Genomic DNA, 21752 nt, shown 5'->3' on the forward strand with positions numbered 1-21752 from the left:
AATTAAAACAAGAGCATATTTAATATTTCTCAAAATAAAAAAGTTGAGAAAATATTCTCAACTTTTAAAATATTTATTTACTTGTTTGTATTAATCCATCCAATTGCTATTGTTTCATATCCCGTGTGTACACTTGCCACTGGTACAAGAGGTTCAACTGATACTTGAATATTTCTATTCAATGTAAGAATACGCTCTTTCCAAATATGTGCTTCTTTTTCGTTACCAGCATGCAATACACCAATTCTTTCCACACCTTTAGCGATTGCTTCATCAATATGACGCACTAAATAAGCTTCTATCTTCTTCATACCTCTAGATTTAACTTCTAATTCGATTTTCCCATGTTCAAGTTTTAATAAAAGTTTAATATTTAATAAACTACTTAATAAATATTTACTATTTGTTACGCGACCACTATTCTTTAACTGCTGTAAATTTCTAGGCAATAAATATAGTTCGCTTGAGTCTTTATAAGATTCTAATTGATTAACAATTTCATCAAATGAACACCCGTCTTCAGCAAGTTTTCTACCCTGTTCTAATAAATCTTTCTGTGGAAAACTTCCCGTGCCGCTATCGATTACATGTATTTCCATCGGGAATGTCTGTGCAGTAGATAACGAAGAATTATAAGTACCAGATAAAGCGCTAGAAGGATGTATTGCTATAACATGTGTATAACCTTCTTCTTGAATGTGTTGGTATGTTTCAATAAAATCTTGTGGCGTTGGTTGAGCAGTTTTTGCACCATTCCCATTTTCTTTTAACATTTCAAAAAATACATTTGAACTTTCAAATTCCGTATCTTTATATGGTTTTCCATCGATAATTGTTGATAAAGAAACAACAAACACATCTTTGCTATCAACATTATCATCAATATAAGTTGTAGTATCTATTAACCAAGCTAATTTCATACTTCCTCCAAAAAACGCATCACTATCATGCTGTTTATTTAAGTTAATGGTAAATTCCACTATCTCATCTTCATTTTTACCACAAAACCTATAAATTAACAATTAAAAATGTATACCATAAATTTTTATGATTATACAATAAAATACATTTTATAATATCAATATATCTTTTATAATTATGTTAATCGAATAACACCTATTTTTACAATTTCATTAAAAATTATTAATTATATTAATATATAAAGAGAGAGGGGCATAATTCTTTTTTTAAAGATTTCGTAGTCCTACTCCGACATGAATGACTAGAATTATAAAAAGCTTTGTATAAGCACATTTTCAATCCAGTCAGCTACTGGCAATATAACAAACGAGCCTGAGTCATAAATGTCCTAAAAACCCTAAAATACTATTGTTAGTTGGATTAATGTCGTGGTAAATCCAATAAAGGTGCGTGTACTTGGATTATTGTGGTCGTAAATCCAACTACAATATCACCTCTTGCTTTTTGATCAATCTCATCCAAAAAACGAGCTAAGGTTTTATGTCCATAGCTCTTTTTCTTATATTTATTTCTATTAAGGCAAGCATGCACGAACAAAATCGAAGATTATATAAAAATAACATCTCATTTCTAACTGAATAAATCAGTGAAATGAGATGTTATTTATTTTGAGTTAGGATTTATATCCCAGACTTTTTATTCATTATTTATTTAAAAGTTCTTTCTTAAAGAAATCAGATTGTGTTTCTAAAGAAATAGGATCTGAATACAAGAATTCATTAATTGAGTAATAAATGACATGGTCATTTTTAATTGCGTCAGTATTTTTCCAAACGTTACTCTTAGTAAATGCATTATTAGGAGCTTTGCCATCTTGAGTCGGCACTAATAGGTAATCGCCAGTGTACTTTTGGAAATCTTCTTGTGAAACTTCCATGTATCTTTCCTTAGGAATATCTTTCTTAGCATCTGAATCTTGTTTCAAGCCATAACCATTATATATGACATCACTACCTCTACCAAATCCAGGTCCGAACAAATACATAAGTTTAGGTTGGATATCCATAATCGTATAAGTATTATCCTCCCCTAGTTTCTCTTTAACTTCCTTACCATCATCTTTCATTTTCTTATCTAAATCTTTAATCTGTTGTTTTGCATCATCTTCTTTACCAACTAACTTGCCAATATCTTCATGCATATCTTTATAAGTTAAATCCTTAACTCTAAACGATACAGTTGGTGCTATTTTTTTCAATTTATTTATATTTTTATTCTCAGCATATGCAATAATTAAATCAGGCTTCAATTTAGCAACAGCTTCAGGATCTTCAGGATCTACCTTTTTAATATCATCTTGCTTTAAGAACTTTGAATCAGGATAAACATTAGTAATTGCTATAGGTTCAACACCTAATTTTTTAAAATTACCATAACTAGCAGTTAAATCTACAATTCTTTTAGGTTTATTAGGAACCTTAATTTTATTACCATCTTGGTCAGTATATGTAACTTCCTTACTATCACTACTATCTTTGGAATCTTTACTATCATTATTGCCACACGCAGCTAACAAGAATACTAAACATGCCATAAATAAAAATAAATATCTTTTCAATTTTTACACTCCTTTATTGAGAATCTTTATCAATTATACTATTAATTTAGGATTCTACAATATAAAATTGTAAAAAAGATATATTATTCATATTTTGATAAACTAAATAATTTATAAAAGTAAAAAAAGAAACCCTAGTGTACAGGGTTTTAAATATTAAAATAAAGTATATTATTTATCTTTGTTTGAAAAATCATCAAAATATGGATGTACTACTGTTTTTGTTTTTTCTTCTGCTTGAGTGTATATTTCAATTGTAAATTCTCCTGGTGACTTAAAGTAAAATGTATATGAACCATGTGCTAAAGCTGGTTCCCACACTTCAAAACCGTCTTCTTTAAGTGTCTCATATATTTTGTCTACACTTTCTTCATCTTCCTGTGGAAAGCCTATATGGAACGTATCTGGATAACTTGGATTTTCATCTTTTATTAAATTGAATAACAAACCATCATCGTCATTTAATGCTGTAAACATATTTCCAGCGGTAGCAATACATTTTAAACCAAAATATTTTTCTAAAAATTCCTTTGTCGTCACAACATCTTTAACTGCTATATTTATATGATTAAGTTTCATTTTTTTACCTCTTTCTCTTCTTTTGAATTCTGAATTTGAGTTTCTAATAACTCTGTAAATCCTCCTAAAAAACTTTTAATTGTTTCTAATTCTTGTTCATTATAGTTAGAGCTTAATCCTAGCAAATTCTTATTTAAATCTGAAAAAACCTCTTGAACTTCAACTTTTTGTTCATATTGTGGAACGATAATAACTTTACGACGATCTTCAGGATGCCTTTCTCTTCTCACGTAGCCTACTTTTTCTAATCTATCTACTAATGAAGTAACACTTCCAGTTGTTAATCCTACTTTATTAGCCAAATCACCTGCTGTGATAGGCCCAGTCTCTCGTAATAAATCTATCGAAGTAAAGTCATGACTGTAAACTTTCAATAATTCAGAAACACGTTGTTGATATAATACAATGCGCGTTCCTAAACCTCTCACAAGAGAAACTAATTCTTCATCAGAATGATTTATTTCATCTTTATTATTTTCTTTCAAAAGTATACCTCCTTTTACCTTGATAATCAAGATACTTTGTTATCTAACTAACTTAACACGTGTGATTTTATATTGCAATGACTTTTCTTTACACACCACTTTCTAAAATTATTTAAAAAGTAAAAAAGACCTTACCTAGCGTTAACTAAGTAAGGTCTTTAAGTATAAAATATCTTAAAAGATAGTTATTAATAAATATTGAATATAAAAAAGAAACCATCCCCTAAAATGGATTAACTATAGTAATTATAGTTCAGTATATAACAATACGTTGCATTAATTCATATTTGCTTTAATCCAATTATATATTTCATCGTTTATAGATATGTATGTAGTTTTTCCTTCTCTTGGTCCACTTAAAACGCCTAATGTGTGTCCTTTTTTATTAAGTAGTGGACCTCCTGACTGTCCTGGAAAGACTTCTATATCTGTCTCAATTAAGTATTCTGAAGACCCTATTATTTTACCTACATTTCCCCATTGACTTACACCTTCTTCTTCTTCTTTGAATCCTGGATATCCCACAGAAGAAACTTGTGTGCCTACTTTTCTATTAGAATCTTTCGTCTCCATAGACACAGGAGGAACAACATCCCCTATATGTTGATTATTTTTATTGGGTTTAACTTTTAGTATCGCAATATCATAACTCCAGCGAGTATTTTGATCTAACCAACCTTCATGTATGATGATATCTTTTGATTCAAACACACCATTTGGTTTTTCATCTTTATTTTGGCCAGGAGTTATTTTTACTTTAGTAGCCTTACCAGCTATGTCATGTTTATAGAGACAGTGAGACGCTGTTAAAACTGTATCTTTAGAAATAACAGTCCCTGTACAACCCGTATGTTTAACTTTCTCTATTTCTCCTTTATAGTTTCCAAATTCTATATTTAATTTTGTTACAGATTGATTGACTGGTGTTACTAAATTAAGTTCTGCTTTTGCCTGTGCAGACATAAAGCCTGAAGCAAGTAGTATAATTATAGTGCTCAAAAATAATATCTTTTTCATTTTTGCTCCTTCTATCTTTTGATGTTCTATTTTGATATGCAAATATTATTATATACTGACTTTTATCATACTAAATTTTCAATAAATATTACATATATTTCAATTTAAAATTCTAATAAATTTTAAAATATACAAAAAACACCACAATGTTACCTTATTAACATTGCAGTGTCTTAAAAATATTGTAAATATATAGTTTATAGAAAAGAACTCCATTAACTTTTTTTAATAAAGTATAAAAAACGTAATAAAACAGTTCATATTATTAAATAAATCTATTCCAGTTAAATTCATCAGTAAAAAATTAAGAGGTTCTAATATTTCAATCCCCTCGATATTCACTATCATTTATTTCATGAACAAAAAAAGAGCAAGGTCAACGTGTCAGAGAATTATTCTCTTGACACTTTTTTGACACTTGCTCTTTATAAATTTCCTTCAAATAATGAAGAAAGCTAGTAATATCAACGTCTTGGAGTTGTTGATAATTAAGGTACAAACGGAGAGTGAGGGATTCGAACCCTCGAGACGCTTGTGACGCCTACACACTTTCCAGGCGTGCTCCTTCGGCCAACTCGGACAACTCTCCACATAAAAAAATCAGAAGCGATATTTCACCTCTGATTATATGACCCCTACGGGACTCGAACCCGTGTTACCGCCGTGAAAGGGCGGTGTCTTAACCGCTTGACCAAGGGGCCTTATGGCTCCACAGGTAGGATTCGAACCTACGACCGATCGGTTAACAGCCGATAGCTCTACCACTGAGCTACTGTGGAATAATAATGAAGCGGGTGATCGGAATCGAACCGACATCATCAGCTTGGAAGGCTGAGGTTTTACCACTAAACTACACCCGCGTAGTAAAAATTTATATGGGGCGACTGATGGGAATCGAACCCACGAATGTCGGAACCACAATCCGATGCGTTAACCACTTCGCCACAATCGCCATACTTGTAAAAAAGTATGGCTCAGGACGGAATCGAACCGCCGACACAAGGATTTTCAGTCCTTTGCTCTACCGACTGAGCTACTGAGCCAAATTTATAAATGGCGGTCCCGACGGGAATCGAACCCGCGATCTCCTGCGTGACAGGCAGGCATGTTAACCGCTACACCACGGGACCATCATTGAAAAAAAGTAATTGCGGGAGGCGGATTTGAACCACCGACCTTCGGGTTATGAGCCCGACGAGCTACCGAACTGCTCCATCCCGCTTTAATATTAAATAAATCGGCTACCCTTTTAATATAACACAATTATTAATACTATGTCAAGAAAATATTAAAATTATTTTATTTAAAATGGTGACCCCTACGGGACTCGAACCCGTGTTACCGCCGTGAAAGGGCGGTGTCTTAACCGCTTGACCAAGGGGCCTCTCCATGAGAACTACTTTATTATATATAGAAATATAGAAAAGGTCAATGCTATTTCTTTACTTTATTTAATAAAAAACAAGTACTTTTAACATCTTCGATACAATTTTCACTAAAGGGAAAAATAGACTTGATTTTTAAAGATTTTTTAAAGATAAAGCTAAAAATTATAATGTGAATTACATAAAAATATAGCCTTATCTTTAAATATAAATCCTTAATTAATTAAAATAATTTATCATTTTATCACTTGCATTTTTCGCCATTTGAACACAATCTGGTAAACCTACCGCATCAAATGATGCTCCTGTAAGAATTAAATTGTTATAATTATCTTCAATATGTTTTTGTATATGACGAATACGATCAATATGCCCTACTTCATATTGCGGCATACTATTAGGTAATTTCGTTACAATGAAGAATTCAGGTTCACCTTTAATCGTCATAATTTTATTTAAATCATTTAGTGCTACTTGTTTAAGTTGTTCTTCATCTTTATGATGAATAATATTTGACCCAGGCTTACCTACATAAGCTCTTAGTAATACTTTGCCTTCAGGCGTCGTATGTGGCCATTTTTTATTAGTCCATGTGCATGCAGTTATAGCAGTATCGCTCGTTCTAGCTATTACAAAACCAGTACCATCTTTATCATTAAGTACTTGTTCTTTATCAAAAGCCATCACAACTGTAGCAACACTTGTAGAAGGCATATAATTGAAATAATCTAATTCTATATCATCTTGGAACCACTTCACAAAATGTTGGTGTGGCGTTGTTACAATGACACCATCATAATGATGATTTTTACCATTAACTGTGACAACTGTTTTTTTGCCTTTTTGTTTAACATTTTGAACTTCTGAATTTAAATTTATTTTTACATTTCTATCTTCAAGGTTATCTTTTAATGTATTAACGAAAGATTCCAAACCATGTTTGAATTGTTTGAACTGCCCTTTAGGTTTTACAGTAACATTTTGATTCGCTTTATTTTTTGCTTTTTGTGCAATCATACCTTTGATGAGACTACCTTCTTGTTCTTCTTGCTCTTTAAAATGTGGGAAAGTAGTTTTCAAACTTAATTTATCAATGTCTGCGCCGTAAATTCCAGACATTAACGGTTCAATTAAATTTTCAAGTACTTCATTTCCTAGTCGGTGTCTAAAAAAGTGACCTATTGATATATCAGTATGCATTGGTTTAACTGGCAAGAAATAATCTAACCCAGCTCTAGCTTTAGCGAGTGGAGATATTAATTGGGTTTTTAAAAATGGTTTTATTTCTGTAGGAATACCCATAATAGAACCACCTGGTATAGGATATAGCTTGTTATGACTGTATATATAAGATTGACCTGTTTTGTTTGTTACTAAATCATCAGCAATCCCTATTTCTTCTGCTAGTTCTGTCATAATAGTTTTTCTACCGAGATATGATTCTGGTCCTAATTCTATTGTATATCCATCTTTACGGTAAGTTTTAATTTTACCGCCAACTCTATCTGATTGTTCATAAACATCTATTTTTAAATCTGAATCTTCTTTTCTTAAATAATGGGCAGCAGATAACCCAGTTATCCCTGCCCCAATTATTGCAATTCGTTTTGACATATTTCACACTTCTTTCTTCTTCGAGAATCGAATTAGAATTTTTTATTTATTGCGGAAACCATAGCCTCAATGAATTTTGGATCGATATTCGGCATAGGCGGTCTATGATAATTTACGCCTAATTCATCACATACTACTTTACATTCATAGTCATTATCATATAAAACTTCTAAATGTTCACATACAAATCCTACTGGAGTATATATAAAGTGCTTATAACCTTTTTCATTATATAAATCACGTGTTAAATCTTGAACATCTGGTCCTAACCAAGGTTCACCTGTCTGTCCTTCAGATTGCCAACCTACTGAAACATGTTTAATATCTGATTCTTCAGCTAAAATACGAGCTGTTTCTTCTAGTTGATCTGGATAAGGATCATTAGCTTTTTTAATTTTTTCCGGTAAACTATGAGCTGAAACGATAAGTACAGTTTCATCATGACTTTCTTTAGGAATCATTTGTAACGTATCGTTAATCATTGTAGTCCAATATTCAATAAATGCTGGTTCATTATAAAATTGTTCAACATGATGTAGTTTAATACCATATTTATCCGCTTCTTCTTGAGCACGTTTATTATAGCTACCTACTGAGAAGTTTGAATAATGTGGAGCCAATACGATTGTAACAGCCTCATCAATTCCATCTTTATTCATTTGTTCAACTGCATCTTCAATGAAAGGATTGATATGTTTTAGGCCGATATAAAGTTGGAATTCTACATCTTTATAATTTTCATTTAAAGCTCCTTGTAGACTTTCAGCTTGCTTTTTAGTTGTACCTGCTAAAGGTGAAATACCACCAATTGCTTTGTAACGGCTTTTCAAATCTTCAATTTGTTCATCTGAAGGTTTGCGCCCACGTCTAATATGTGTGTAATAAGGCACGATATCACTTTCTTCATAAGGTGTACCGTATGCCATAACTAATAATCCTATTTTTTTACTCATTTTCCTTACTCCCTCTATTAAATTAAAGCTATTTAATGTGATTACTGTTTTGATTTATATTCTGCTGAATAATCATGTACAAATTTTGCTACGCGTTGTAATGTAGATGGTTGAACTTCTGGAAATACACCATGACCTAAATTAAAGATATAGTTATCATTCATTAAGCCTTGATTTAATATTTGTTTTAATTTATCTTCTATTATTTCCCATGGAGCCATTAATACAGCTGGGTCTAAATTACCTTGTAGCGCTTTTGTTATACCTTTTGCTCTTGCTTCTTTAATTTGTAAACGCCAATCTAAACCAATTACATCTACAGGTAATTGATTCCACTCTTCAATTAAATGACTAGCTCCTACTCCAAATGTTGTAACCGGTACATTTTTCTCTTTAATTGCGCTGAAAATTTTATTCATAGATGGTCGAATAAAGTAATGATAGTCTTCAGCATTTAAAGCCCCTACCCATGAATCAAACACTTGAATCATCTTACAACCTGCATCTATTTGTGCATGTGTATAGCGTATAGACATATCTGCTAACATATCCATCAATTTAAACCATGCTTCAGGTTGCTGATACATAAACGCTTTTGTTTTATTATAATTTTTTGAAGGTCCACCTTCAATCATATAGCTCGCTAAAGTGAAAGGCGCACCTGTAAATCCTATTAAAGGAACATTTAATTGTTCTTGAGTTAATATCTTGATAGTGTCTAAGACATATTTAACATCTTCTTCAGGATTAATTTCTCCTAATTTGTTTATGTCTGAAATGTCCTTAATAGGATTATGAATAACTGGACCTATTCCAGCCTTGATTTCTACATCTACACCAATACCAGTTAATGGTGTCATTATATCCTTATATAAAATTGCTGCGTCCGTATTGTATTGATCAACAGGCAATTTTGTAACATAAGCACATAACTCAGGTTGATGTGTAATTTCAAATAAAGAATATTTTTCTTTAATCTTTCTATATTCAGGTTGAGATCTCCCTGCTTGTCTCATAAACCATACTGGTGTATGCGTTGTTTTTTCTCCTCTTGTTGCCTTTAAAATTGTATCGTTAAACGGTACACTCATTTATTTCACCTCATTATAATCATTACAATCTATTCTAACATATTCTGTTATAAACACATCATTGTGTGAAAAAAGTCATAAATTATACAAAACATTCAGATATATGTTTTATTTTACCGCTTACATGTTTATAATTTAATTAAAGAGATAGGGGGTAAAAAATTATGAACTTTTATATAACAACAGGAACATATCATTTTCTTCAAAACATAATGAAGAAACATCCAAACGAAAATATTCATCATTATACTAGACAAGATACTACAGTTCTTATTCACGAAACAAATGGTGAATCTGTATTTGCACAACCAAGAGAATATAGTGTTATCGAATCTCGAGGTGAGTTTTATGACCATGAGTTCATAGCAGCAAGCTACATTCCTGTTTCAGAAGAAATGAGACATCGATTTGAAAATCATTATACTAATATCGATAGTGAGTTCGATAGATTTGAAGGTTTTGAATCCTTTAGATTATTACGTCCTAAAAAAGGTGATACTTACATGATTCTTTTAGGTTACGATTCTAATGAATCTTATGAAGACTTTACGAAGTCAGCATTTTTCGCTGAATATTTCTCAAGAGAAGCAACACGAAAATTCTCTGGTGCAGAACAATATTCAACTGCTAACTATACGAAATATTGGTATAGACCTGAAGATGACGAATAAAAATAATAAGAGTCTGTGACATAATCAATGTCACAGACTCTTTTGTTATATTGGCGGTAACTGACTAGATTGAAAATGCACTTATATCAAACTTTTTTCAATCCTAGTCATTCTGTTCCGTTCCTTTTTTAATCTCTTAATAGTTCTTGATGTTTTTTTATTTTTTTAATAGAGGAATCGATAGTTAGCCAACCTACAATGAAGAATATTATAAAGAAATATGATGTCGTAACAAATTTCACTATATAAATAATTGATAATATAGCACCTAGTACCCACATCATAGATATTAAAAATTGATGATAACCTTTAATGACTTTATCTTCATTTACTGGCCATACTTGTGGCCATAGTCCATACGCTTGTTGTTTATAAAACTGCGATAATTGTAAAATGAGTAAGTACATAATAAGTGCGCCTAATATTGCCGAAATAATAGCCTGATCAATCCACCATATAAGTATTAGTCCTATAATAAGAAATCTCAATACAATAAAGAATGCATCTTTCCCTCTCGCAAAACTTCTTATAAATAGAAATTTGTACATATAATTTTCATTGAACTTCTTAGAAGATGGTATTCTTAAGAATAAATCTAAATACTTTCTTCGAACTGTTCTTTCATTTAATACTTTCACATCTGTGAACATATTTACAAGCTTATAATAATTCATCTTATGATTATACTCAATTGCTATTAATGTTTCCCATTGATAGAAAGTTCCTCTATTAATACTCTCCATTAAAATGACTAATGAAATTAGTACTAATATTGTCGTAATTCCTGAAAATAGCCCTACTTTTAACGTTATAAAATAACCACTGGCATAAACAATGAATAATAATATGTTTGCACCCCATACTTCAAGACCATACTTTAACCAAAACCATTTAATAATGAGCCCCATTAAAGGATAAATAAAACTTAATACTATAACTGTAATGTATAAATAAAATTTACTCCCTAATAATTCATAAAATAATGGAAACCCTACAATTAATACGATTATAGGTAGAAACAATCTATTGATATAACTATATATTATTGCTTTTTTGATATAAATACTTAAATGTTTTTCAAATGGTAATAAATATAACTTATCCGCTTCTCTGAAAAGTGTTCTAAGTGGAAATATAGAAACAACTGCTAAAATTACGCTTAATATCAACCTATAATTTATATTTTGTGGTATATCTTGTAGCCAATTACTATAACCTAAAGCAAACGCACCAAGCATAATTGTTAAAAATATAAGAAAGTGACCGTTAAATATAAATTTATTATAATTTAACTTCTCAATTAACTCTTCTTTTTGTCTTGTATTAAATAAACTTTTAGCATCATACATATGTCTCACCTTGTGTTAAATGAATATAAATATCATCCAAAGTAGCATTTGTAAGTCCTGTCTTTTCCCTTAATTCATCTAAGTTTCCCATCGCGATGAGTTTACCTTTATGCAATATAATAAAACGATCACAATATCTTTCAGCAGTTGCTAATATGTGAGTAGACATTAACACTGATGCACCTTGATTTCGTCTTTCAACAATAAGATCTAACATAGTTTGAATACCTAGAGGGTCCAGTCCTAAAAATGGTTCGTCGATAATATATTGTGCTGGTTCAACTAAAAATGCACATACAATCATGACCTTTTGTTTCATACCCTTAGAAAAATGTATTGGGAATACTTTCAATTCATTTTCTAGTCTTAATCTTTTTAATAACGGCATCGCTCTATCTAGTGCTGTTTTCTTATCAATTCCATATGCCATAGCAGTCATATAAATATGTTCTTCTAATGTTAATTCATCATATAATACTGGACTTTCCGGTATATATGTAAGATTTCTTCTATATGATTCTATATCAGATTTTATATCAATATTATTAACAGACATCTCACCTTGTTGTGGTGTCAATAATCCTAATAAGTGTTTAATAGTAGTACTTTTCCCTGCTCCATTTAAACCGATAAGCCCTACTACTTCATTAGCTTTACATTCGAATGAGATATCATGGATGACAGCTTTCTTGCCATAGCCGCCTGTTAAATTATTCACTTTAATTGCCATGTGAACGCACCTCCAAAATACATTGTAGCATGTTCTTATTGTTTCGTTCATCAAATATTATCTTAATCTAATGAGAAGAAACTTTGAGCATGATATAATAAACATAATATTTACATAGGAGATGATAACATGTCAGAAACAATATTCAGCAAAATAATCGACGGAGAAATTCCTTCATTTAAAATTTATGAAAATGAACACGTGTATGCATTTTTAGATATTTCACAAGTTACTAAAGGTCATACGTTATTAATTCCGAAAAAAGCTTCACCAAATATTTATGAAACAGATGCAGAAACGATGAAACATATTTCTGAGGCGTTACCAATTGTTGCTAATGCCATTAAAAAAGCATTTAATCCTGATGGCTTGAACATTATTCAAAATAACGGTGAGTTTGCTTCACAATCTGTATATCATATACACTTCCACCTTATTCCAAGATATAAAGATGATATCGATGGATTTGGCTACATTTGGGAAACAAATGAAGATAAATTAGACGATGCTAAAAAAGAAGAAATTGCAAAAGCTATCCAATCACAATTTTAATAATTGTGCTTATCTCTTCTTTAAATGGGTAAATAAATAACTAAGAGTACTAAGGAGGAAAAATTATGAAATTTACAAGATTCGCTTTAGGTGTAGGTGTTGGACTTGCAACTGGTTTTGCAACAGCAATACTTAACACTGATCGCTCAGGTGATGCTTTACGCACAGATTTAAAATCAACTGCTGATGGATCAAAAGTTCAAATAAATGAAATTAAAGATAACGTAGCAGAAATTAAAGAATATGTTTTAAAAACTAAAGATGAAAGTCAAATAGCTATTCAATCATTAAGTGAAGAAATAAAAACGATGATTAGTCAATTTAAGGCTGATATCGACCCGAATATTGATCGCATTCAAAAAAATATTGAAAATATAAGTAATCGTGGTAATGAAATTCAAAAAGAAATTCAAAATACGAAACTACCATTTCTAAAAAAATAGAAAACATGTTAAAATTATTATATTATTAAAGTGTTACATCTTAGCATGATACATAAGTATCATGCTTTTATTTTACAAATAAAGGGGAGATTGTTATGACGAATGAACGGGATATGATAGAGAAAATGTTATTCACTCATAAAGTTTCACAATTATCGAAAGCTTTATGGAAAACAATCGAAAAGGATTGGCAACAATGGATAAAACCTTTTGATTTAAACATCAATGAACATCATATTTTAATTATTATAAGAAGCTTAGATGAAGCAACTATTTCAGAAGTTAGTAAATACGGTGTTATGCACGTTTCTACAGTATTTAATTTTGCTAAAAACTTAGAAAAACGTGGCTATTTAACAATGCCTAAAAGCCAACACGATAAAAGAACTACTTATTTAGAGTTAACTGATAAAGGATTGTCAGTATTACGTAAAACTTATTTTAGTTATTCAAATGACACAAACAGACTATATGATATAGCTACCGATTATGAGAAAGTTATGTTCAATATGCCAGAATTTACCGATGTTAAATATATCGTTGGTCAAATTTATGGTAGTGATTTTATTAAACATATTGAAGATAACCACGAACAACTTAAAAAATATCTACTTGACGAACAATCAGAAGATGATGCATAATATCAAGATAATTATATCTGAGAAGGTGACATACTTATGTTTCTATGTTCTAAATCCATCAATATACAATCTCGGTATGGATTACAGAGAATTGTATTAATTAGTACTTTAGTTTCATTTTTAACATTTATCGTCACTTACGAAATATTCATGTATTTACAAATTCAACCATTAAAGGACGATAAGTTTATTTTATTCTTATTCGTCCTTTGCTTAATTTATCCAATTCATAAATTTTTGCACCTGATTGTACTCATTTATTATCGTAAGTCATTTAAGATGAATAAAACGACTAAAGCAAAACGTGGTCTACCATTATATAATATACGTGTAGATCAACCAGTAAATAAGATTGTATTTTGTTGTGCACTTATATGCCCTATTGTAACCATAACTGCACTTTCTATTTTTCTAATCAATATCATCCCTCAATATGGACATTATATTTTATTTATTATGTCAGTTAATATAGGTATATCTATTATAGATTTACTTTATTTAAAAATTATATTGTTTACTAAAAAAGGGACTTATATAGAAGAAAGAAAGAATGGCATCGAGTTGTTAACAAAACGTTCACTAAATACAGAACATTTATAGGATATTTTTTGTAATCAATTTCCTAAATGTGCTATATTTATCATTGTATTCTTACAAAAGGAGTTCTAATTTATGAAATCAATTAAAAAATTAGTGTTACCCGTAACACTTTCAGCATCAGTTTTAACATTAGGTGCCTGTGGTAATGGTTCAGATAATTCAGGAGAAACTTTAATCGAAACAAAAGCTGGCGATGTATCATCTCAAGACGTATTAGATAAAATGGGTAGCGATGAAGTCGCTCAAAATGCTTTTCAAATTGTTCTTAACAAAGTCTTAAAAGATAAATACGAGGACAAAGTTGACACTAAAAAATTAGATAAACAAGTTGATAAGCAAATTGAACAATATGGTGGCAAGAAGAAATTCGAAGAAGCATTGCAACAAGAGAAACCTGGTGCAACTTTAAAAGACTTCAAGGAATCACAAAAAACTTCTAAATATCAAGAAGAATTTATTAACGATTCTATAAAAGTTTCTGATAAAGAAATTGAAGAAAATGCTAAAAAAGGTTCTCATATATTAATAAAAGTTAAATCTGAAGATTCTAAAGATGGCTTAAGTGATAAAGAAGCTAAGAAAAAAGCAGACGATTTACTTAAAAAAATCAAAGATAACCCAGATGACTTCGATAAAATAGCTAAAGAAGAAACACAAGACGAAGGTACAAAAGATAAAAATGGTTCATTAGGATTTGTACTTAAAGGTCAAATGGATGAAGCATTTGAAAAATCATTATTTAAACTTAAAGACGGAGAAATTTCTGATGTCGTGAAATCTCAATATGGTTACCATATAATTAGAGCTGACAAAGGCGAAGCTAGTAAAAAACAAAAAGAAAGCCTAAAAGAACAATACCGTCAAATGAAAATTCAAAAAGAACCAAAACTTATCATTAATGCATACAAGAAATTATTAGATGAGTACAAAGTAGACTACAAAGATAAAGATATTAAAAAATCAATCGAAGATAATATCTTAAATGCTAAAGCTCTACAACAGCAACAAATGCAAGCTGCACAACAACAAACGGCTCAATAAATAAAACTACTAAATCCGGCTGGGACATAAATACATGTCTCAGCCTTTTTTATTATAATGAGATTTTTATCCCACTCCCATTTTTTATATGAAGTGTCCGCTTTATGTTGCACGTGGACCTTCTCTTGCAATATTCCACGTGCTTTACCTCATAAAAAAGAGTCTGAGACATAAATAATTGTCTCAGACTCTTTTTTTGTATTGGCAGTAGCTGACTGGTATGAAAATGCGCTTATAACAATCTTTTTTCATACCTAGTCATCCTTGCCGGGGGTGGGACTACGAAATCTTTTTAATAAAATGAGATTTCTGTCCCACTCCCTATTTCTCGTTATATTAATCTAAAGTTTCAGGTTTATAGAACTGTCTATTTTCTAATGCAAAAATACGTTCTGTAAATTGTCCTTTTTCTACTTTTTTAAGATGTTTTTCAAACATCATCATTCTCGCATCTAAATTATCAATGAAGTGAAGAACTTCTGCTTCTTTGACCATTGGCAGTTTAGGCGATCCATATTCTAATTTACCATGATGGCTTAAGACAAGATGTCTAAGTAACATAACTTCTTCGCCTTCTATATTATGTTCCTTTGCAACTTGAGATATTTCATCACTAATAATTGAAATATGTCCTAATAAATTACCTTCCACTGTATAAGTTGTAGCTACTGGCCCTGAAAGTTCTTTAACTTTTCCTAAATCATGCAAAATAATGCCACTGTATAATAAACTACGATTTAAAATAGGATATATATCACATAAGGCTTTTGCCTGTCTCAACATCGTTACAACATGATAACTTAGTCCAGATACAAAGTTATGATGGTGTGAGCTCGCTGCTGGGAAAGTGAAGTAATCTTTTTGGTATTTTTTTAGTAAAATACGTGTGATTCTTTGTAATTTAGCATTTTCAATATCTAATACATATGTCATGATTTCATCTGACATTTCTTCAATTGTTAGAGGTGCTGCTTCTAGAAAGTTTTCTAATTTTACATTATCTTCTTCAGTAGCTACTCTAAACTTATTTACTTTCATTTGTTTACGTCCACGGTAATCTATAACATCACCTTTAACGCGAATAACTGTTTCTGGAACAAGTAGTTTTATGTCTTCATTAGTGACAGTCCACACTTTTGCTTCGATATCTCCGCTTTTATCTTTTAAATAAAGTGTCATATATGGCTTACCTTGTGCTGTTACGCCTTGAGTTGCACGATGTATTAAGAAGTAATGATCAACCGAATCTCCTGGCTTTAGTGTTTCTATCGTTCTCATTAATTCTTGCCTCCTTCTATTTTTGTCAGAGTTATTGTTTGTTTTTGTGGAACAGAATTATCTTTATTACATGTAAAGTATAACACTTGTATATCTTTAGACATTGACATTAAATATTTAATCATTATTTCTTTACGTTGTTTATCAAAATGAACAAATGCATCGTCAACAATAATTGGAAACGGATAATATTTGTGTAACGACTTAATTAAGCTAAATCTTAAAGCAATATACAATAACTCTTTAGTTGATTGGCTTAATTCAGTTGGATGGAATATTTGACCATTCTCATGCCTTACACTCACCGTTTGTTCATCATATATAACTTGATTATATCTACCTTCTGTTAATGTTTTTAAGATATCCGTGGCATCTTTCACTACAAATGGTAAACGTTTATCTTTAATTTGTTTAATATGAGCTTCAACTAAGCTTTGTAAATAACTTAAAGCTGCCCAATCTTTTGCTGTTTCGTTCACTTTTTCTTTTAATAAATGATATTCATGTCTTAAATTAGATAATGTTTCATCTGTTTCCATCTGGTTAATTTTTGCGGTTAAATCACTAATTTCAGCTTGTACTGATAAATATTTATCATTATATTCATCGACTTGATGTTCTAATTGAGTTCTTTCATTTTCTAAATCTGTTTTCGTCATATAACTAAGTTGCGTATTTTTGTCGTAATCATAGTTTTGATTACTTAAATAGTTTGTTAATTGAGAAAATCTATTTAAATTCTCATGGTACGTTACATACTCTTTATGATGACGATAATAAGATTCTTCATCTTGTACATTAATATAATCGAACAGAGTCTGTATAACATTATTATTTTCTTCTAATCTTTCGTTTAAAGCGTTAATTTCATTTGTGAGTAAAGCTTGTTGTTCGATATTTCTCGCTTTAATATTAGATTCTTTTTGTTGTTCGTCTAGAGTTTGTTTGACGTCATGGAATAAAGAGATTTCTTGATAATGAATACCAGCATGACTGACAATACTATCAGCTTCTCTGTAAAATGCATTTATTGTTTCTTCTTTTTCATTTCTTATTTTAGATAGCCTATCTATTTCGATTCTGTTTTGTTTAATTTTCTTAATTGTATTTAGAGCATCATTTAATAACTGAGAAGATAATTGATTTGAAACGTGTAGACTTGATTTTGTTTCCTCAATCGCTCGTTCTTTTTTCGCTATGATATCTTCCACTTTTTCTAATTCTTTAGTTAGTTCTGCTTGCTTTGTAGCAAGTATTTCTTGTGATTGATAATAACGATCTAATTCTTGTCTTATTTTTGTTTGTTCTTCTAAATTAAAGTCCAAACTATAAAACTGTTTAAGCTGAGACACCTTCTCCTCAAGTTCATCAATTTCTCTTGAAAATGCTTCATCATGATCTAACTCTTTTGTTTTAATGAAAAATGATAGTACAAGAAGTAATAAACCAACAACGGCAAATATACCACAAAATACAAATTGAGATATAACAAATGCATATATTGCTATCGCAACAAACAGAATTCCACCAATTACTGAGCCTAAACGATATTGTTTTGTTCTTTTCTCATTTTCTTCTTTTTGCTTTTTAAAACTGTCTTCCATCTTTTGATAGAGTGAACGTTTTTCCCCGAGCTCTAAAGCCTTTTGATTATATACTTTCTTTTGTTCATAATTTTCATCTGAAACTAAGTCATTGTGTAATCTTTCGATGCTATGATTATAACGCTCTTGTTCAATATCTTGTTGGTTCATCGCACGTTTAATTTGTTCACGTTCAGCGATATTTTCATCTTTAATTCTATTTAATTCAGCAATATGTGTTTTCATTGCTTCAGATGTGTCTACAGATAAATATTCTTCATCCCAGCCAATATCTTGACGTAGTAACGTATTATCACGTTCTGTATCTTCAATTTGTTTATTTAACTGCTTTAATTCTTGATGTCTTTCTTTAATATCAGTTTCTCTTTGACGAATGCTATTTAATGCCTTTTCATCACGTTCTGACATCACTTTGACTTGATTTAATGTATGATTTACTTGTGTAAGTTTTTCATTTCGTAAAGTTAAATCTCGCTTAATACTTTCTTTAGCTCTAATAGCGGATTCATAACGCTCTATCCCCTGCTCAGGGAATGTATATGGTTCGATGTTTAATTTTGTTTCTAAATCTTTCCATTCAGCTACATCTTTATGTAAAGATATTTCTTTTTCTTTACTAGATAAACGATTTGTAAGATTACCTAAATTATCTTTTAGTTGGTTTAACCTTCTAGATACTTTATCTTTTTCATCTTGTAACCGTTCATATTCCGCCATTTTCTTTTCTTCGTTTTTAATTTTTATTTCTATATCATTTAACTGTTCAAGTTGAACGTTTAAAATTGGGTTTTTCCCATTTTTCTTATATAATGCATCTTTTTCTAACTGCATTAAATTACTCATACCAGTAAATTCTGTAGAACCTAAAGCACCAGCCTGTAATAAATACATTTGCAATTGATCTTCAGTTAAATTTTTATGAATGTCTTGTAATCCTAAAACATTAAATGAAAAAATACCTTGATATGTTTTTTTATTAATGAAATTTAGTTTTTGTTTAAGCCATTCTTCATCTTTAACTTTACCGTTTGGGAGATAAACTTTAACGTCTCCAGTAACACGACCTTTAACGCGTTCAACTTCTACACTTTGACCATCAAAATCTAGTTCTAATTTACCGCCGTATTGATTGCCTAATCGTGGCTCTAGTCTCGGTTCATTTTCTTTCTTTGTTGGAAACCCAAATAGAATAGAATGAATAAATGCTTGTATAGTGGATTTACCGGCTTCATTCTCTCCATAAATCTGCATAAAACTTTGGTCAAATTTAATTTTACGAGACATGAGTTGGCCATAGCCATAAATTTCTAATGATTTTAATTTCATCGCTTTAACCTCTCATTCTTCTTTTTAAAATTTCTTCGCCACGTTCAATGAGTGCTTCTTTATCAATATCACTAAACGGTTCTAGGAAACGATTTGCTTTAGGATTCATATATAAATCGCTCAATGCATCTTCTAATATTTGGTCATCTTCTAAAATATCATCATTAAATTCGTTAGCTAACATCACTTCAGAATCTTGTTCATAAAATACATTTAATTCTTCAATAAAAATAAAATTAGTTTGATTTTCTTCATACTCTTGAATCAATTGAATAACTTGATTAATTTCTTCTTGCTTAAGTACTTCATCATGCTTTACATATACGTCTAATTGGTAGAAGGCTTTCCCTTCAGTTCGCACACTATCTTTGAACTTTTGAATCGCTTCGTACAATGCATGTTTACCTTTAGCTTTTGTTTCAATTATAGCTTTTTCAAAACGTATATATTGTGTCGGTTTAAATCTGGCTTCTAACTTCGCCTCATCACCTTCTACTAATAAATAGCCTTTTTCGCCTTTTTCTTTAAAATGACGTGCTTGAATATTACCTGGATAGTGAATTTGAGATAGTTCACTAATCATTTGGCGCTCGTGTATATGTCCTAAAGCCCAGTAATGATAAAGTTTACTGTTTAAGTCTTCCACATTAAATTCAGTATATCTGTTTTTGACATTCGAAGCTTGAGAATAAGTTCCATGTAGTAATCCAATATGTATACCTTTATTGCCAGTTGATTCAGGGTATTCATCAACTTTATTTTCATAACTTGCATCTTTTTGATAACTAAATCCATGTAAATAAACGACTTGACCATTTTTTGTGATAAGTTGATATGTTGAAACTTTATCACTAAATACCGTAACGTTTTCTGGCCAAACAGTATGAACTGAATCTGATAATGGGTCGTGATTACCATGGATAATATATACAAATATTTGTTCTTGTTCTAGCTTTTTAAATTGTTCTCTCAAGTAAACTTCCGCACGTAAAGTTCTGTTATCTTGATCAAATAAATCACCTGAAATAATAACAAAGTCAACTTGTTCTTTTATTGCATCATCAATAATATTAGTAAAACTATTATAACCACTCTGTTTAACATCGTTTAAAATAGAAGGGCTTAAATAATGTCTAGATTTAAATGGACTATCAAGATGTAAATCTGCACAATGTATAAATTTAATCATTTAACTAACCTCTTTCACTATTAGTTCATTTTCTTAATTATTTTATTCAAGCACAATTCAATAGAATAATCAGATTAATAAGTAGTCTTTTAATGTATTAATTTTACCATATTCAAGGCATATACGATACATGACAAAGGTAATAAACAACGGTTTAAACCTAAAAAAAGTCTTGTTAGATACGACTACGTACCTAACAAGACTTTTGAAATTAAGAATTATTGTTGACCTTCTTGATTATCTTCAAGACTACCATAAATATCTTCTAATGGTTTCATGATAACACGGTTTAAATCTTGAATAAGTTGACTCATAGCTTGTTCAGCTTGCATTAATTCAGAAATTGTTTCGTTTTGCTCAATTTCTTGTGCTGACTTTTGAGCTCTAGCGATATCTACTTCTGAGATTTCTTCGCCTTGCATTTGTTTGTTTTGTAAATCTAGTTGAACTTCACGGAATTCATCGAATAATTTTTTAGTTTCTGGGTCAGCATTTACTTTTTCGTATTGCTCTTTAATTTTGTTATATTCGTTGCTTTCACGTAAAGTTTGTTCTAGTTCATTCGCTTTGTCATAAATATTTACTTCTGCCATAATAAATTCGCTCCTATAATTAAAAAGTGTATTAGAATATCAATTCCAATAATACTGTATCACACTTCGAAA

General features: G+C 30.5%; 20 protein-coding genes and 9 tRNA genes. 6 read left to right on the forward strand and 23 right to left on the reverse strand.

From position 1 onward, the window contains the following. Positions 1-77: 77 nt before the first annotated feature. From ACO6VN_RS08410 to hemE, 17 genes are all read right to left on the reverse strand, one after another. Positions 78-980 carry a DegV family protein gene (locus tag ACO6VN_RS08410; protein ID WP_422404474.1) on the reverse strand — a complete coding sequence of 301 codons (903 nt, stop codon included), beginning with the start codon at positions 978-980 and terminating at the stop codon, positions 78-80. 644 nt (positions 981-1624) lie between these two features. Next, entirely contained in the window at positions 1625-2539 is a 915-nt protein-coding gene (locus ACO6VN_RS08415; protein ID WP_422404475.1) for an ABC transporter substrate-binding protein, read from the reverse strand. 171 nt (positions 2540-2710) lie between these two features. Further along, positions 2711-3118 (reverse strand): VOC family protein, encoded by a 408-nt coding sequence (locus ACO6VN_RS08420; RefSeq protein WP_422404476.1) that lies wholly within the window; start codon positions 3116-3118, stop codon positions 2711-2713. Beyond that, positions 3115-3603, reverse strand: a complete 489-nt coding sequence (locus ACO6VN_RS08425) for a MarR family winged helix-turn-helix transcriptional regulator (RefSeq protein ID WP_017001054.1) — start codon at positions 3601-3603, stop codon at positions 3115-3117. Before ACO6VN_RS08425 ends, ACO6VN_RS08420 begins: the two co-directional genes overlap by 4 nt. A 276-nt stretch (positions 3604-3879) precedes the next feature. After that, a complete protein-coding gene (locus tag ACO6VN_RS08430; protein ID WP_194201406.1) occupies positions 3880-4620 on the reverse strand; it encodes a trypsin-like serine peptidase in 741 nt (246 codons plus the stop codon). A gap of 500 nt (positions 4621-5120) precedes the next feature. Beyond that, positions 5121-5209: transfer RNA gene (locus tag ACO6VN_RS08435), tRNA-Ser, on the reverse strand. A 40-nt stretch (positions 5210-5249) separates the two neighbouring features. Continuing rightward, positions 5250-5321 (reverse strand) — tRNA-Glu (locus ACO6VN_RS08440). Positions 5322-5324: 3 nt separating this feature from the next. Continuing rightward, positions 5325-5399, reverse strand: a tRNA-Asn gene (locus tag ACO6VN_RS08445). Between the two features lie 10 nt (positions 5400-5409). After that, positions 5410-5480 (reverse strand) — tRNA-Gly (locus ACO6VN_RS08450). A 16-nt stretch (positions 5481-5496) separates the two neighbouring features. Further along, positions 5497-5572, reverse strand: a tRNA-His gene (locus ACO6VN_RS08455). Positions 5573-5590: 18 nt separating this feature from the next. After that, a tRNA-Phe gene (locus tag ACO6VN_RS08460) sits at positions 5591-5663 on the reverse strand. 11 nt (positions 5664-5674) lie between these two features. After that, positions 5675-5750: transfer RNA gene (locus ACO6VN_RS08465), tRNA-Asp, on the reverse strand. Positions 5751-5768: 18 nt separating this feature from the next. Then, positions 5769-5842 (reverse strand) — tRNA-Met (locus tag ACO6VN_RS08470). A gap of 87 nt (positions 5843-5929) precedes the next feature. Next, positions 5930-6004 (reverse strand) — tRNA-Glu (locus ACO6VN_RS08475). A gap of 220 nt (positions 6005-6224) precedes the next feature. Continuing rightward, positions 6225-7619, reverse strand: coding sequence for a protoporphyrinogen oxidase (gene hemY / locus ACO6VN_RS08480; protein WP_194201407.1), 1395 nt, complete (start codon positions 7617-7619; stop codon positions 6225-6227). A 32-nt stretch (positions 7620-7651) separates the two neighbouring features. Continuing rightward, positions 7652-8572 (reverse strand): ferrochelatase, encoded by a 921-nt coding sequence (gene hemH, locus ACO6VN_RS08485; RefSeq protein ID WP_017001051.1) that lies wholly within the window; start codon positions 8570-8572, stop codon positions 7652-7654. Between the two features lie 41 nt (positions 8573-8613). Next, positions 8614-9663, reverse strand: coding sequence for a uroporphyrinogen decarboxylase (gene hemE, locus ACO6VN_RS08490; protein WP_422404477.1), 1050 nt, complete (start codon positions 9661-9663; stop codon positions 8614-8616). Between the two features lie 164 nt (positions 9664-9827). Between hemE and ACO6VN_RS08495 the strand changes: the two genes are divergently transcribed. After that, positions 9828-10334 (forward strand): antibiotic biosynthesis monooxygenase family protein, encoded by a 507-nt coding sequence (locus tag ACO6VN_RS08495; RefSeq protein WP_017001049.1) that lies wholly within the window; start codon positions 9828-9830, stop codon positions 10332-10334. 128 nt (positions 10335-10462) lie between these two features. Here ACO6VN_RS08495 and ecsB read toward each other — a convergent pair whose 3' ends face one another. Then, positions 10463-11683, reverse strand: coding sequence for an ABC transporter permease EcsB (ecsB, locus tag ACO6VN_RS08500; RefSeq protein WP_064205123.1), 1221 nt, complete (start codon positions 11681-11683; stop codon positions 10463-10465). Beyond that, entirely contained in the window at positions 11676-12413 is a 738-nt protein-coding gene (locus ACO6VN_RS08505) for an ABC transporter ATP-binding protein (RefSeq protein WP_017001047.1), read from the reverse strand. The genes ecsB and ACO6VN_RS08505 overlap by 8 nt, the downstream gene beginning before the upstream one ends. 129 nt (positions 12414-12542) lie before the next feature. On the opposite strand from ACO6VN_RS08505, the gene ACO6VN_RS08510 reads away from it, so the two are divergent. The 5 genes from ACO6VN_RS08510 (at position 12543) to ACO6VN_RS08530 (ending at position 15690) form a co-directional block, all read left to right on the forward strand. Beyond that, complete coding sequence (locus ACO6VN_RS08510) at positions 12543-12965, forward strand: HIT family protein (protein WP_017001046.1); 423 nt, start codon at positions 12543-12545, stop codon at positions 12963-12965. Positions 12966-13030: 65 nt separating this feature from the next. Beyond that, positions 13031-13408 carry a YtxH domain-containing protein gene (locus ACO6VN_RS08515; RefSeq protein ID WP_017001045.1) on the forward strand — a complete coding sequence of 126 codons (378 nt, stop codon included), beginning with the start codon at positions 13031-13033 and terminating at the stop codon, positions 13406-13408. 95 nt (positions 13409-13503) lie between these two features. Next, on the forward strand, positions 13504-14049 hold the full coding sequence (locus ACO6VN_RS08520; RefSeq protein WP_017001044.1) for an HTH-type transcriptional regulator Hpr: 546 nt from the start codon (positions 13504-13506) through the stop codon (positions 14047-14049). Positions 14050-14085: 36 nt separating this feature from the next. Further along, entirely contained in the window at positions 14086-14649 is a 564-nt protein-coding gene (locus ACO6VN_RS08525; protein ID WP_017001043.1) for a DUF3267 domain-containing protein, read from the forward strand. Positions 14650-14721: 72 nt separating this feature from the next. After that, positions 14722-15690: a peptidylprolyl isomerase gene (locus ACO6VN_RS08530; protein WP_017001042.1), complete on the forward strand. Its 969-nt coding sequence runs from the start codon at positions 14722-14724 to the stop codon at positions 15688-15690. Positions 15691-16026: 336 nt separating this feature from the next. On the opposite strand, the gene yhaM is transcribed toward ACO6VN_RS08530, so the two are convergent. The 4 genes from yhaM to ACO6VN_RS08550 all read right to left on the reverse strand — a co-directional run bounded on the left by yhaM (position 16027) and on the right by ACO6VN_RS08550 (position 21680). Continuing rightward, on the reverse strand, positions 16027-16968 hold the full coding sequence (gene yhaM / locus ACO6VN_RS08535; RefSeq protein ID WP_016999941.1) for a 3'-5' exoribonuclease YhaM: 942 nt from the start codon (positions 16966-16968) through the stop codon (positions 16027-16029). Beyond that, positions 16968-19898 carry an ATP-binding protein gene (locus ACO6VN_RS08540; protein ID WP_016999942.1) on the reverse strand — a complete coding sequence of 977 codons (2931 nt, stop codon included), beginning with the start codon at positions 19896-19898 and terminating at the stop codon, positions 16968-16970. Before ACO6VN_RS08540 ends, yhaM begins: the two co-directional genes overlap by 1 nt. A 4-nt stretch (positions 19899-19902) precedes the next feature. Then, positions 19903-21087, reverse strand: a complete 1185-nt coding sequence (locus ACO6VN_RS08545) for a metallophosphoesterase family protein (RefSeq protein WP_016999943.1) — start codon at positions 21085-21087, stop codon at positions 19903-19905. 218 nt (positions 21088-21305) lie between these two features. Then, complete coding sequence (locus ACO6VN_RS08550) at positions 21306-21680, reverse strand: YlbF family regulator (RefSeq protein ID WP_016999944.1); 375 nt, start codon at positions 21678-21680, stop codon at positions 21306-21308. Between the last annotated feature and the right edge of the window lie 72 nt (positions 21681-21752).

Source organism: Mammaliicoccus sp. JADD-157, from assembly GCF_049310805.1.
Taxonomy (GTDB): Bacteria; Bacillota; Bacilli; order Staphylococcales; family Staphylococcaceae; genus Mammaliicoccus; species Mammaliicoccus lentus.